At 71.3% G+C, this 12,951-nt stretch carries 12 protein-coding genes; 6 read left to right on the top strand and 6 right to left on the bottom strand.

The features are described 5' to 3' along the window. Window positions 1–41: 41 nt before the first annotated feature. From ACPXBU_RS22505 to ACPXBU_RS22520, 4 genes are all read left to right on the top strand, one after another. Window positions 42–1,049 (top strand): ABC transporter permease, encoded by a 1,008-nt coding sequence (locus ACPXBU_RS22505; protein WP_393369229.1) that lies wholly within the window; start codon window positions 42–44, stop codon window positions 1,047–1,049. A gap of 65 nt (window positions 1,050–1,114) precedes the next feature. Then, complete coding sequence (locus tag ACPXBU_RS22510; RefSeq protein WP_357255591.1) at window positions 1,115–2,074, top strand: ABC transporter permease; 960 nt, start codon at window positions 1,115–1,117, stop codon at window positions 2,072–2,074. A gap of 112 nt (window positions 2,075–2,186) precedes the next feature. Further along, complete coding sequence (locus tag ACPXBU_RS22515; protein WP_393369230.1) at window positions 2,187–3,173, top strand: ABC transporter ATP-binding protein; 987 nt, start codon at window positions 2,187–2,189, stop codon at window positions 3,171–3,173. Next, window positions 3,170–4,270 (top strand): ABC transporter ATP-binding protein, encoded by a 1,101-nt coding sequence (locus ACPXBU_RS22520; protein ID WP_425759553.1) that lies wholly within the window; start codon window positions 3,170–3,172, stop codon window positions 4,268–4,270. The genes ACPXBU_RS22515 and ACPXBU_RS22520 overlap by 4 nt, the downstream gene beginning before the upstream one ends. A gap of 86 nt (window positions 4,271–4,356) precedes the next feature. Here the strand turns inward: ACPXBU_RS22520 and ACPXBU_RS22525 are convergent, their stop codons facing one another. Together ACPXBU_RS22525 and ACPXBU_RS22530 are read right to left on the bottom strand one after the other, a co-directional pair. Beyond that, a complete protein-coding gene (locus ACPXBU_RS22525; RefSeq protein WP_393370427.1) occupies window positions 4,357–4,746 on the bottom strand; it encodes a hypothetical protein in 390 nt (129 codons plus the stop codon). Beyond that, window positions 4,740–5,381, bottom strand: coding sequence for an HNH endonuclease family protein (locus ACPXBU_RS22530; protein ID WP_393369235.1), 642 nt, complete (start codon window positions 5,379–5,381; stop codon window positions 4,740–4,742). Before ACPXBU_RS22530 ends, ACPXBU_RS22525 begins: the two co-directional genes overlap by 7 nt. A 107-nt stretch (window positions 5,382–5,488) precedes the next feature. Between ACPXBU_RS22530 and ACPXBU_RS22535 the strand changes: the two genes are divergently transcribed. Beyond that, entirely contained in the window at window positions 5,489–6,982 is a 1,494-nt protein-coding gene (locus ACPXBU_RS22535; protein ID WP_425759554.1) for an MFS transporter, read from the top strand. 31 nt (window positions 6,983–7,013) lie between these two features. Here ACPXBU_RS22535 and leuA read toward each other — a convergent pair whose 3' ends face one another. Together leuA and ACPXBU_RS22545 are read right to left on the bottom strand one after the other, a co-directional pair. Continuing rightward, entirely contained in the window at window positions 7,014–8,765 is a 1,752-nt protein-coding gene (gene leuA, locus ACPXBU_RS22540; protein WP_425759555.1) for a 2-isopropylmalate synthase, read from the bottom strand. Window positions 8,766–9,002: 237 nt separating this feature from the next. Further along, window positions 9,003–10,274: an MFS transporter gene (locus tag ACPXBU_RS22545; RefSeq protein WP_393369242.1), complete on the bottom strand. Its 1,272-nt coding sequence runs from the start codon at window positions 10,272–10,274 to the stop codon at window positions 9,003–9,005. 77 nt (window positions 10,275–10,351) lie between these two features. On the opposite strand from ACPXBU_RS22545, the gene ACPXBU_RS22550 reads away from it, so the two are divergent. Next, on the top strand, window positions 10,352–11,341 hold the full coding sequence (locus ACPXBU_RS22550) for a DUF5937 family protein (protein WP_425759556.1): 990 nt from the start codon (window positions 10,352–10,354) through the stop codon (window positions 11,339–11,341). 12 nt (window positions 11,342–11,353) lie between these two features. On the opposite strand, the gene ACPXBU_RS22555 is transcribed toward ACPXBU_RS22550, so the two are convergent. Next, window positions 11,354–11,884 carry a nitroreductase family protein gene (locus ACPXBU_RS22555; protein ID WP_393369246.1) on the bottom strand — a complete coding sequence of 177 codons (531 nt, stop codon included), beginning with the start codon at window positions 11,882–11,884 and terminating at the stop codon, window positions 11,354–11,356. A gap of 83 nt (window positions 11,885–11,967) precedes the next feature. Further along, window positions 11,968–12,756 (bottom strand): hypothetical protein, encoded by a 789-nt coding sequence (locus ACPXBU_RS22560; RefSeq protein ID WP_425759557.1) that lies wholly within the window; start codon window positions 12,754–12,756, stop codon window positions 11,968–11,970. Window positions 12,757–12,951 lie beyond the last annotated feature (195 nt).

Raw genomic sequence — 12,951 nt, forward strand, 5'->3', positions numbered from 1 at the left:
CCGGGCCGATCCGCGATCTTTGAGAGTCTGGTGTGTGAGAGATGTTGCGAGTCATAATCCGCCGCCTGTTGCAGTTGGTGGTGACCCTCATAGCGCTGTCGGCGCTGATCTTCGTCTGGCTGCGGAACCTGCCCGGTGGCCCGATCGAGGCACTGCTCGGCGAGCGGGCCACGCCCGAGCGTCGCGAGCTGCTGACCAAGGCGCTCGGCTACGACCAGCCGATCCTGGTGCAGTACGGCAAGTTCATGCAGCGGGTGGTCACCGGCGACTTCGGCAACTCGATCCGGACCGGTGACCCGGTCACCGAGGTCATCAGCCGCGCCTTCCCGGCCACCATCGAGCTGGCCATCGCCGCGATGATCATCGCCGTCGGACTCGGTGTGCCGCTCGGCTACCTCGCCGCCCGCTGGCGCGGACGGTGGCCGGACAACCTCACCATCGCCGGCACCCTGCTCGGCATCTCCATCCCGATCTTCTTCCTGGGCTACCTGCTCAAGGACGTCTTCACCCAGAACATCCACTGGTTCCCGCCGTCCGGGCGGCTCACCACCGGACTGGACAACACGAACGTCACCGGGTTCTTCGTGCTCGACGGCCTGTTGACCCGGGAGTTCGACGCCAGCGCGGACGCGTTGTGGCACCTGATCCTGCCGGCGATCACGCTCGCCACCATTCCGTTGGCGGTGATCGTGCGGATCACGCGGGCCAGCGTGCTCGACGTCCTGGACGAGGACTACGTACGGACCGCCGAGGCGAAGGGCCTGCGCCACCGTACGATCCGCGGCCGGCACATCCTGCGTAACGCGCTCCTGCCCGTGGTCACGACCATCGGCCTGCAGACCGGCGCGCTGCTCTCCGGTGCGGTACTCACCGAGAAGGTCTACAACTGGGGCGGCATCGGCACGCTGATCACCGACTCGATCAGCGGTGGCCGGGACTACCCGGTACTCCAGGCGATCATCCTGCTGGCCGCGCTGGTCTTCGTGGTGGTCAACCTGCTCGTCGACCTCTCCTACGCCTTCATCGACCCGAGGGTGCGTGTGCGATGAGTGACCCGATCACCCAGGCCGGCACGCCGGCGCCCCGCCCCGGGGACGACAAGCCACGTCCCGGCATGAGCGAGCGCAGCATCGGCCTGCTCGGCGACCGCAAGAAGGCACGACTCGACGAACTGGCCCAGGCGAGCGCCTCCGACCGGGGCGGGATCAGCCTCGTCCGCGACGCCCTGCGCCGGCTGCGGCGTAACCCGGTCGCCGTCGTCGGAGCCGTGATCGTGGGGCTGTTCGTCCTGGTGGCGATCTTCGCTCCGCTGATCGCACCGCACGACCCGGTGCAGCGCTTCGACGAGCTGACCAAGGGCCTCACCGTGGACACCATCCCGGGAGCCAGCAGTGGGTTCCCGTTCGGCTCCGACCCGCTCGGCCGGGACTTCCTGTCCCGCATGATCTACGGCGCCCGGCAGACGCTCTTCGTGGGCGTGCTCGCGACTCTCATCGGTCTCGCGCTCGGAGTGCTGATCGGCGCGATCGCCGGCGCGTTCGGCGGCTGGGTCGACGTGGTCCTGATGCGGCTCACCGACGTGATGCTTGCCCTGCCGAGCCTGCTGCTCGCGATCACCCTCGTCGCGATGGCCAGCCGGTCGAGCCAGTGGACCGTCATCTTCGCGGTGGCCATCGTGAGCGTGCCGATCTTCGCCCGGCTGCTGCGCGGCTCGATGCTGGCCCAGCGCGAGAGCGACCACGTGTTGGCCGCCCGCGCGCTCGGCGTCAAGGAGCGCAACATCGTGCTGCGGCACATGTTGCCCAACTCGTTGACCGCGGTGATCGTGCAGGCGACCCTGACCTTCGCGGTGGCCATCCTGGACGCCGCGGCGCTGTCCTTCCTGGGCCTCGGCGACCCGGACATCAACCGCGCCGAGTGGGGTCTGATGCTCGGCGTGGACGGCCAGCGCTACTTCGAGGTCCGCCCGGAGTTGGCGTACTACCCCGCGCTCGCGATCATCGTGGTCGCGCTCGGCTTCACCCTGCTGGGTGAGGCGATGCGCGACGCGATCGACCCGAAGAACCGGCGGTGACCACGGTGAACGCTGTCAGCGTGCCCGGACCCCGTCTCGGGCGAGCGCGAGGAGTGAGCTTGCGAGCCCCACAGTCGCGAGCGAAGGACCACAGCAGTGAGGAAGTGACTCGATGAGCCTGCTCGACGTCCGTGACCTGAGCGTCGTGTTCCAGCGGCGCGGCGAGCGGCCCTTCACCGCCGTGGACAAGGTCAGCTTCACCGTGGAGCCGGGGCAGACGGTCGGCCTGGTCGGCGAGTCCGGCTGCGGCAAGAGCGTGACCAGCCTGGCCATCATGGGCCTACTGCCCAAGCGCGGTAACAAGGTCACCGGTGAGGTGCTCTTCGACGGCACCGACCTGCTGAAACTGCGACCGGACGACATGCGCGACCGCCGCGGCCGGGAGATCAGCATGATCTTCCAGGACCCGCTCTCCTCGCTGAATCCCGTCATCCCGATCGGGGTCCAGGTGGCCGAGGTGTTGGAGCGCCACCAGGGCCGGGATCGCAAGCAGGCACTGCGCGAATCGCGGGACCTGCTGGACGCGGTCGGCATCCCCGACCCGCAGCGGCGGCTCAGCGAGTATCCGCACCAGATCTCCGGTGGGATGCGTCAGCGCGCGCTGATCGCCATCGCGCTGGCCTGCAAGCCTCGGCTGCTGATCGCCGACGAGCCGACCACCGCGCTCGACGTGACCATCCAGGCGCAGATCCTCACCCTGCTCAAGCAGTTGGTCGACGAGACCGGCACGGCGCTCGTCATGATCACGCACGATCTGGGCGTGGTGGCCGGGCTCTGTGACACCGTGAACGTCCTCTACGGCGGCAAGGTGGTCGAGCGGGAACGGCGGCACGAGCTGTTCGCGCACGCCCGGCACCCGTACACCCACGGGCTGCTCAGCTCGGTGCCCCGGCTGGACTCTCCGCGCGGTGAGCGACTGCACGCGATCCGCGGGTCGGTCGCCGACAACATCCCGTGGGCCGAGGGGTGCGCCTTCGCGCCGCGCTGCGACAACGTTGTGGACGCGTGTCTCGAAGGACCGCCGCCGCTCGAACCCACCGCCACCGGCGGCGACCTCCGCTGCAACAACCCCGTCTCCGAGGAGGTGGCGGTCCGATGACCGAACAGACCGAACCCCTGATCGAGCTGCGCGACGTCAAGGTCCACTTCCCGATCAAGAGCGGCCTGCTCTTCGACCGCACCATCGGGTACGTCTACGCGGTGGACGGGGTGTCGCTGAGCATCCGCAAGGGCGAGACGTACGGCCTGGTCGGCGAGTCGGGCTGCGGCAAGTCGACGTTGGGTCGTGGCCTGCTGCGGCTCGTCGAGCCGACCGAGGGCGAGATCGTCTTCGACGGCGTCGACGTGCGCTCGCTGAAGGGCGAGGCCATGCGGAAGGCCCGCCGCCGGATGCAGATGATCTTCCAGGATCCGCTCTCCAGCCTCGACCCCCGGCAGTCGGTGGAGTCGCTGCTGGTGGAAGGGCTCAAGGCGCACGGGTTGGCCGGCGACAAGGTCGAGACGAACCGGCGGCTGCGCGAGACGCTGGAGGCGGTCGGCCTGCCCGCGTCCGCCCTCGGCAAATACCCGCACGAGTTCTCCGGTGGCCAGCGCCAGCGGATCGGCATCGCCCGCGCGCTGGTGCTCAACCCGGACCTGATCGTCGCCGACGAGCCGGTCTCCGCGCTTGACGTGTCGATCCAGGCCCAGGTGCTCAACCTGCTGGAGGACCTGCAGAACGAGCGTGGCCTGACGTACCTGATCATCGCGCACGACCTCGCGGTGGTGCGGCACATCGCCGACACGGTGGGCGTCATGTACCTCGGCGGGCTGGTGGAGGAGGCGTCCAGCGACGACCTCTACCGCGAGCCGATGCACCCGTACACCCGGGCGCTGATGTCCGCGGTGCCGGTGCCCGACCCGCTCGTGGAGGACCGCCGGGAGCGGATCCTGCTCGCCGGTGACCTGCCGTCGCCGACCAACCCGCCGTCCGGCTGCCGGTTCCACACCCGGTGCCCGTGGGCGCAACCGACCCGGTGCTCCGACGAGCGGCCGGAGCTGCGCGACGTCGTCGGCGGCCACCGGGTCGCCTGCCACTTCGCCGAGGACATCGCCGCCGGCCGGATCCGGCCGCACGAGGTCGAGGTGGAGCTGGTCCGCCCGATCGAGGGCACCGGCCCCGTCGACCCGCCGGGCGAGCTGATCCCCACCCCGTGACGCCGCCAGGGGCCGTCCGGTGACGGACGGCCCCTGGACGGTACGTGGCGCGGGCGGCTCAACCGACGGTACGTGGCGCGGGCGGTTCAGCCCTCGGGGCGGTGCAGCAGGCCCACCGCGACGCCATGTACCGCGTCCAGCCCCGCCGGGTCGGCCAACGCGACAGACGCGCCGGTCACCGAATACCACTCGTCGGCGTCCTTGTACTGCACCCGCAGGGTGACCTTGCCGTCCGCGTACTCGGTGCGCAGCGTCAGGTCGCCGGTGACGACGCCGACCTCGTCGGTCATCACGCCGCCGGGGCCGGGCACGATGTCGCTGGTGCGGCTCTGCGGGTCGGCCGCGCCTCCCGAATCCGCGACCATGCCGGCGCCCGGCACGGCGGCGGGCGTCTCGGCGGTGCCGTCCGCGGTCATGCCGGCGGCGGCCGGGCCGCCCTCCCCGGCGGCGGTCACGAGTAGCTCCCCACTCAACAGCCCTCCAACATGTCGGTCAGGGCGGCCTTCTCGGCGCTTGTCACCGTCAGCCTCCAGTGGTGCTTGACCGTCACCCAGTCCTGGGCGTACTTGCACCAGTACGATCGGTTTGCCGGCTTCCACTGGGACGGGTCCTGGTCACCCTTTGCCCGATTGGAGGACGCGGAAACCGCGAAGAGCTGCGGACGGGTGGTGTCGTTGGCGAAATCACCGCGCTTTGCGTCGTCCCACTCGTCGGCGCCGGAGCGCCACGCGTTGGCCAACGGCACCATGTGGTCGATGTCCACGTCGGAGGGATCGGAGAAGCTGCGACCGTCGTACACGCTCTCCCAGCGCCCACCGACCACGTTGCAGCCGGAGAGCTTCACGTCCTTGCCGTCGCGCTGGAGGATGCTGTCCCGCACGTCGCAGTTCTTGCCGGTGTCCCGCCAGTGCGGGAAGCGGTCCCGGCTGTAGCCCTTCATCGAGCCGGCGGCGGCCACGGTGAGCTGGCTGAGCTGCTCTGCCGCGTTGCCGCCGTCGCTCGACGGCGGTGGCGTGACCGGCTCGTCCTGCGGGACACAACCGGCCACGCCGAGCGCCAGCGCCGCGGCGAGCGCGATCACCGCCGCTCGCGGTCCTGATCTGGTACGCACAGACGACACCTCTCCAGCTTGCGGTCTCCCGGCGATTGCGCACAGTACCCGGGAATGGTTTCGGCGTTTCGTGGCATCTCCCACATGACGCAGGGCAGATTGGTGGGATGACCGCACCCGTACCGGCGCCCGCCCTCCGGATGGGCACCGCCGCCGGCCGGGGCACGCTCCTCGCCGCCGTACTCGCCTCTGGCATGGTCTTCCTCGACAGCACTGTCGTCAACGTGGCGCTGCCGAAGCTCGGGCAGGACCTCGGGGCGAACGTGGCCGATCTCCAGTGGACCATCAACGGCTACCTGCTGATGCTGGCGGCGTTCGTGCTGCTCGGCGGCTCACTCGGGGACCGCTTCGGTCGTCGGCGGATCTTCCTCATCGGAGTGGTCTGGTTCACCGCCGCCTCGGTGCTGTGCGGGCTGGCCCAGGACACCGGAATGCTGATCGGTGCCCGGTTCCTCCAGGGCGCCGGCGGCGCGCTGCTCACCCCCGGGTCGCTCTCCGTGCTCCAGGCCAGCTTCCACCCGGACGACAGGGGTCGGGCGATCGGCGCCTGGGCCGGGCTGTCCGGGGTGTCCACCGCGCTGGGCCCGTTCATCGGCGGCTGGCTCATCGACGCGCTGTCCTGGCGCTGGATCTTCTTCCTCAACCTGCCGATCGCCGTGCTCGTGGTGTTGGCCGCGCTGCGCTGGGTGCCGGAGAGCCGGGACGAGAGCGCCTCCCGGACAGAGGGGCCGGGTCGGACCCGACGGCGGTTCGACGTCTCCGGCGCGCTGCTCGGCGCGCTCGCGTTGGCCGGCGTCACGTACGCCCTGGTGGACGCGCCGGCACGTGGCTTCGACTCGGCCCCGGTGCTGATCGCGGCGCTCGTCGGGGTGCTGTCCGCGGTGACCTTCGTGCTGCTGGAACGGCGGCGGGGCGACGCCGCGATGCTGCCCACCGGGCTGTTCGGTAGCCGGCTCTTCTCGGTGCTGAACATCTTCACGGTGGTCGTCTACGCGGCGCTCGGCGGCTTCACCTTCTTCTTCGCCGTCTACCTGCAGAACGTGGTGGGGTGGTCGGCCTTCCGCACCGGCATCGCCTTGCTGCCGATGACCCTGCTGCTGTTGGCCGGGTCGGCCCGCGCTGGAGCGCTGTCGGCGCGGATCGGCCCGCGCCTGCCGCTGACCATCGGGCCGGTGGTGGCCGCCGTCGGTCTGCTGCTGCTGCGCGGCGTCGACCCGGGCGCGTCGTACTGGACCGACGTGCTGCCCGGGGTGCTGCTCTTCGGCATCGGGCTGACCCTGGTGGTGGCACCGCTCACCGCGTCGGTGCTGGCCGCCGTGCAGGACCGGTTCTCCGGGGTGGCCAGCGGCTTCAACAACGCCGCGTCCCGGGCCGGCGGCCTGCTCGCGGTGGCGGCGCTGCCGCTGCTCGTCGGCCTCTCCGGCAGCGGCTACGCGCAGAAGGCCGAGCTGACCGACGCGTTCCGGGGCGCCCTGCTCTGGTGTGCGGGATTGTTGCTGGCCGGGGCCGTGTTGGCCCTCGTGCTCGTGCACCGGCCGCCCCGCCCGGCCCCACCGTCGCAGCCCTGTCACTCGCTGCCCGCGGCCACGCCCCCGAGATAGGAAACCACCCTCGGGGGCGCGGCGCGTGCGGTCAGCCGCGGGCGCGGTTGACGGCGCTGGTGACCGCCTTGATCGAGGCGGTGACGATGTTGGCGTCGGTGCCGACACCCCAGACCGTCCGGCCGTCGACCTCGCACTCCACGTACGCGGCGGCCTGTGCGTCCCCACCCGAGGAGAGCGCGTGCTCGTGGTAGTCGAGCACCCGTACGCCCACCCCGACCGACTGGAGCGCGTTGACGTACGCGTCGATCGGGCCGTTGCCGACCGCGGCGAGCGAGTGCCGCTCGGTGCCCGTGACGACCTGAGCCTCGATCTCGACCTTGCCGTCGGCGGTGCCGATCGTGTAGCCGCTCAGCCGGACCGCCGGGTCGGGCTGGTGGTCGAGCAGGTAGTGCGTCGCGAAGATCTCCCACATGGCGGCCGGGTCGACCTCGCCGCCGTCGTGATCGGTGACGTGCTGCACCACCCCGGAGAACTCGATCTGGAGCCGGCGCGGCAGGTCCAGTTGGTGCTCGCTCTTCATGATGTACGCGATGCCGCCCTTGCCGGACTGCGAGTTGACCCGGATGACCGCCTCGTAGGTGCGGCCCAGGTCCTTCGGGTCGATCGGCAGGTACGGCACGGCCCAGGTGTGCTCGTCCATCGGCACCCCGGCGGCCTTGGCATCGGCGGCGAGGGCGTCGAAGCCCTTCTTGATCGCGTCCTGGTGGGAGCCGGAGAAGGCGGTGTAGACCAGGTCGCCCGCGTACGGGTGGCGCTCGTGCACCGGCAGTTGGTTGCAGTATTCGACGGCGCGCCGGATCTCGTCGATGTTCGAGAAGTCGATCATCGGGTCGAGGCCCTGGGAGAACAGGTTGAGCCCCAGGGTCACCAGGTCGACGTTGCCGGTGCGCTCGCCGTTGCCGAACAGGCAGCCCTCGATGCGGTCCGCGCCGGCGAGCAGGCCCAGCTCGGCGGCGGCGACCCCGGTGCCCCGGTCGTTGTGGGGGTGCAGGCTCAGCACCACGCTGTCCCGGCGCGGCAGGTGCCTGTGCATCCACTCGATCGAGTCGGCGTACACGTTGGGGGTGGCCATCTCGACGGTGGCCGGCAGGTTGATGATCAGCGGCCGGTCCGGCGTCGGGTCGATCACGTCGATCACCCGGGAACAGACCTCCAGCGCGTACTCCAGCTCGGTGCCCGTGTACGACTCCGGCGAGTACTCGTAGAAGATCTCCGTGTCCGGGGTGTGGATCTCCGCGTACTTCTGGCAGAGCCGCGCGCCGGTCGTGGCGATGTCGGCGATGCCGTCCCGGTCCAGCCCGAAGACCACCCGCCGCTGGAGGGTGGAGGTCGAGTTGTAGAAGTGCACGATGGCCCGCTTCGCGCCGCGCAGCGACTCGAACGTCCGCTCGATGAGGTGCTCCCGGCACTGCGTGAGCACCTGGATCGTCACGTCGTCCGGGATCATGTCCTGCTCGATGAGCTGCCGGACGAAGTCGAAGTCGGTCTGGCTGGCCGACGGGAAGCCGACCTCGATCTCCTTGTAGCCCATCTGGACCAGCAGCTGGAACATCCGCCGCTTGCGCTCGGGCGACATCGGGTCGATGAGTGCCTGGTTGCCGTCGCGGAGATCCACGGCGCACCAGCGGGGGGCGGCCTCGACGGTGCGGGTGGGCCAGGTGCGATCCGGCAGGTCGATCCGGAACTGATCCCGGTACGGCTGGTAACGGTGGTACGGCATCCGACTCGGGCGTTGCCGGGCGATCGGATCGGACTCGGCGTCGGTGACAGGTTGAGCCATCTCGGAGTGCTCCCTGGAACATGTGGCGTCAGCAGATCGGAAGGTGTCGGCGAGTTGCCGGGCGACGATGCGCGGCGGTGCCGAGAAGAAGATCGGATGTGCTGGACGGCGCGATGCGACACCGCGACGAGGTGCCGGCCGGTCAGGCCTCGTCGCGGCGGCTAAGGAGGAGAAGCGCCCGCCACATGACCACGTCACCCTACGTGATGGAACGGAGGGTGGAAAGGCAGGTCCGGACTATGGGACCGGTGTCCGGGCCGGCTCGGGGACCTCGGCGCCCAGCCGTGGCGTCCGTACGGCCCAGGCCACGACGGGTACGACAGCCAGCCCGACCAGCACGAAGATCGCCGCCGCCGGCAACCAGCCCCACCCGCCGGTGCTCACCCCGAGCGCGGTCAGTCCGGCCGGGGCGAGGAGATACTGCAACTGCGTGCCGAGCCGGAACGCCCCCACGTACGCGCCGCGCTGGGCGGCCGGCGGCAGGGTGGCGGTGAGCCCCCAGGACCCCGCCGATTCGATCAACTCGGCCAGGATCAGCAACGTCGCGGCGGCCACCAGCACCACCACCGTGAGCAGGCCCCGGGTGGCCCCGGAGATCGGCAGGACCAGACAGAACAGGGCGATCAGCAGGGCACCCCGTCGCGAGGCCCGCGCCGCGCCCGGCGCGGTGTCGGCGCCCCGGCTCACGCGTACCTGGAGCACCACGATCAGGACCGTGTTGAGCAGCACCAGCCCGGCGATCACGGTTTTCGGGGCATCGGTGTGGCTGAGGATCCAGAGCGGCAGCACCGTCAGGTAGAGCGTCTGGTGCGCGGTGAGCAACCCGGACAGCAGGGTGACGGCCAGGAACGGGCGGTCGCGGAGCACGGCGAGCCGACTCATCGGCTCCGTTGGCCGGGTCACCTGCGGCAGTCGGGGCAGTCGCCGCACGAAGAGCGCCGTCACCAGGAAGACCGTCGAGATGAACCAGACCATCCCGTGGTACGCCTCGATCGTGTCCACCGCCAGCACCAGGCCACTGATCACCGCGCCCAACCCGAACCCGACGTTCAGTGACGAACGCTGGTACGCCATCGCCGTGACCCGCTCGGCCGGGGGCAGTGCGTTGATCGAGTAGACCTGCTGGGCCACGCCGGTCGAGGCGTCCACGGCGGCCAGTGCCACCACCACGGCGAGGAATCCGGCGAAGCCGCCCACGAACGGGTAGGTCGCGAAGAGCGCCGCGTCCAGCACCAGCCCCACCACCCAGACCCGTTGTGGTCCGTACCTGTCGGTGAGCCCGCCCAGCGGCACGGTGCCCAGCAGCGACACCCCCGCCGCGATGGACAGCCCCAGCCCGACCTGGGCGGCGCTGAGCCCGAGCGCCCGGGTGAAGAAGACGGCGCTGCCGGCGTGGAACAGGCCACTGCCGACGGCGTAGACCATCGCCTGCACGGCCAGGGCGCGGGTCAACCCGGCCGGCGGCACGACGTTTCGGACAGCGGTGCGGATGGTTTCTCTGGCCCCCATGGCCGGGAGTGAACCGTGCCCCCACGACCTCGGTCGAGCCTTTTAGGCTGGACCAAATCCTGCCCCGGGGGTGGCCCATGTCCGAGTTGCGGTTCAGCCTGGCCGACGTGGCGGGTGTGCGGCTCGCCGTGTCGCCGGTCAACGAGACGGTCATGAGCATGTGGGCGGTCGGCAGCCCGGTGCACCACCCGGTTCACCTGCCCTGGATCGACCGCGCCCGGGTGACCCTGCGTCGTCCGGAGGTGGCCGACCGGGTCCGACCGCTTGTGGAGCTGGCCCGGCCGCGTTGCTGGCTGCCCGACTTCCTCACCCCGGCGCCCCGGCCGAACGTGGAGATGGCCGAGCAACTCGACCAGATCGCCACGACACCGCCGGACGTGGTGGTCCGGGATCTGCTGGCGACCACCCCGCGCCGGCCGTTGGGCGCGTTCGGGCGGGCGTTGCTCACCGATCCCCGCGGGCTGCTGCCGCAGCTCGTCGACGCGGTGCGGGTCTGGCACGAGGAGGCGATCGCCCCGGACTGGCCACGGATGCGCGCGCTGCTCGACGCCGACGTGTCGTACCGTGCCGCCCAGCTCGCCGGGGGCGGTGCCGGCGGGCTCTTCGAGCAGCTCCACCCGACCCTGCGCTGGCTCGGCGACCGGGTGGTGACCGACGACCCGTTCGGGCGGGACTTCGACCTGCGCGGGCGCGGGCTGGCGCTGAATCCGACGGTGTTCTCCAACCAGCGGGTGCTGTGGAATCTGCTGGAGGACTCGTTGCCGGTCGGGGCGTACCCGGTCCGTGCGGTCGGGACGCTCTGGGAGGCGACCGGGCCGCCACCCGGCGACCCGCTGGCCCGGGTGATCGGCCCCGGCCGGGCCGCGCTGCTGCACCTGCTCGACACGGCGACGACCACCACCGACCTCGCCCGACTCGCCGGGATGTCCGCCGGAAACGTCTCCCAGCACCTGGCCGCCCTGCACGCCGCCGGCCTGGTCTCCCGGTCCCGGCAGGGTCGACACGTGCTCTACCGCAACACCGACGCCGCGCGGGTCCTGCTCCGGGCCAGTGGTGGCGGCGGGTGAGCCGCCGACCGATCAGCGCAGCAGCAGGTCGGCGACCGGGCGGCGGTGCCGCAGGCCGGTCTCCCGGGCGCGCAGGTCGGCCGGCAGGGTGAACGGGTCGCCGAGCCGGCCGACGGCGGCGACCACCAGCGGGCGAACGCCGCCGGGGAGGTCGAGTTCGGTGGCGAGGCCGGTCTGGTCGAAGCGGGTCAGTTGACGCACGTGCAGGCCGAGCGCGGTGGCCTGGAGGGTCAGGTGGGCCACGGCCTGACCGAGGTCGTACGCGGCCCGCTCGGCGTCGCCGCCGGTGTGCGCGCCGACCACGAGGGTCGACGCGAGTCGGGCCCAGCCCTGGTCACCGCCCGGCAGGTTGATCAGGATCCGCTTCCAGGTGTCGTCGTCGCGGTGGCCGACGGCGAACCGCCAGGGCTGGCGGTTGTCGGCCGACGGCGCCCAGCGTGCGGCCTCCAGCAGCGAGGCCGCCTCGTCCGGGGTCAACTCGGCGCTCGGGTCGAAGGCCCGGGGGCTCCAGCGGAAGGCGAGCAGCGACGTCAGATCGGCCATGGGTGAAGTGTGCCCGATGGGTGATTCGTCCCCTTGTTCGGGTGCGCCAAATGTGGTCAAGAGCACCCGTAACGGGACGATGATCAGGGCGTTCCCGCGCTGGGGCTGCCGGACGGATCGGGGGTCGGCGGCGCGGCGGTGTCGAGCGGGTCCCGGTCCACCACCACCGGGCCGGCCAACTGCACGGTGGCCGGCGCCGGACCCGGCGGTGCGGCCAGCCGCAGTGTCCCCGCCCCGGTCCGCACCCCGGTCGGCGTGCCGTCCCCCTCGTAGCAGTAGATGCCCACCTCCACCGGAGCGTTGAGCGACGCCGAGGTGGAGTCCACCGAGTAGCAGGTCCCGGTGAGGCCCTCGGGTGGGCTGGCGGGGGCCACCGCCAGCGCCGCGCGCCGGTCGGTGAGCACGTCCAGCCAGTCGGTGAGCGGATGCTGGACGCGGGGGTCCGACCGGCGTGGGATCGCGTCGTCGCGCTCACCGAGGCGTACGCAGCTCGCCGACTCGGGTCGCCCGGCCGACGGCAGGGCGCACTGGAACAGCCCGTCGTTCGTGGCGGCTATCGAGATGTCGGCGGCGCCGCCCAGCGCGCCGCCCGGCACGTCGACCCGCCAGCTCCCGTCGTTCGCGCTCGTGAACGTGATGGTGCGAGCCGGTTGACCGGTCTGGCTGTAGACGTACTGCGCCACCAGGTGGCGATCCTGGGCAGCCGCGGCGAGAGCGGCCAGCTCGTCCCGCGCGGCGTCCACCGCCACCGGGCCCGGCTCGGCGGGCGGCGGGGCCGGAGGCTGCGCGTCGGTGCAGGCGACCAGGAGAGCTGGCAGGGCGATCACGAGTGGCCCGAGCACGCGGACGGCCGAGCGGGTGAGGACGGGCACCGGCCCATTCTGGTGGGTGCGGACTGTTGGTGGGCGCCAGCGGGTGAAGGCTCGTTCCGGCGTGTCGGACGTGTCGTCGCCGCGTACCGCCGGAGCTGGTGGGAGCGGCCCGGCCGCCCCGCGCGGGCCGGATGGTGGGATCACCTGACCCGCCGTCGTTACCCGCCGGATACCCTGAAGGGGACTGACACGCGC

It is taken from the genome of Micromonospora sp. DT231 (genome assembly GCF_049847025.1).
In the GTDB taxonomy this organism is placed as follows: Bacteria; Actinomycetota; Actinomycetes; order Mycobacteriales; family Micromonosporaceae; genus Micromonospora.

Excerpts from the sequence above, each read along its gene's own strand:
- ACPXBU_RS22505 (WP_393369229.1), top strand. The coding sequence starts at position 42 with ATGTTGCGAGTCATAATCCGCCGCCTGTTGCAGTTGGTGGTGACCCTC.
- ACPXBU_RS22510 (WP_357255591.1), top strand. The coding sequence starts at position 1,115 with ATGAGCGAGCGCAGCATCGGCCTGCTCGGCGACCGCAAGAAGGCACGA.
- ACPXBU_RS22515 (WP_393369230.1), top strand. The coding sequence starts at position 2,187 with ATGAGCCTGCTCGACGTCCGTGACCTGAGCGTCGTGTTCCAGCGGCGC.
- ACPXBU_RS22520 (WP_425759553.1), top strand. The coding sequence starts at position 3,170 with ATGACCGAACAGACCGAACCCCTGATCGAGCTGCGCGACGTCAAGGTC.
- ACPXBU_RS22535 (WP_425759554.1), top strand. The coding sequence starts at position 5,489 with ATGACCGCACCCGTACCGGCGCCCGCCCTCCGGATGGGCACCGCCGCC.
- leuA (WP_425759555.1), bottom strand. The coding sequence starts at position 8,765 with ATGGCTCAACCTGTCACCGACGCCGAGTCCGATCCGATCGCCCGGCAA.
- ACPXBU_RS22545 (WP_393369242.1), bottom strand. The coding sequence starts at position 10,274 with ATGGGGGCCAGAGAAACCATCCGCACCGCTGTCCGAAACGTCGTGCCG.
- ACPXBU_RS22550 (WP_425759556.1), top strand. The coding sequence starts at position 10,352 with ATGTCCGAGTTGCGGTTCAGCCTGGCCGACGTGGCGGGTGTGCGGCTC.
- ACPXBU_RS22555 (WP_393369246.1), bottom strand. The coding sequence starts at position 11,884 with ATGGCCGATCTGACGTCGCTGCTCGCCTTCCGCTGGAGCCCCCGGGCC.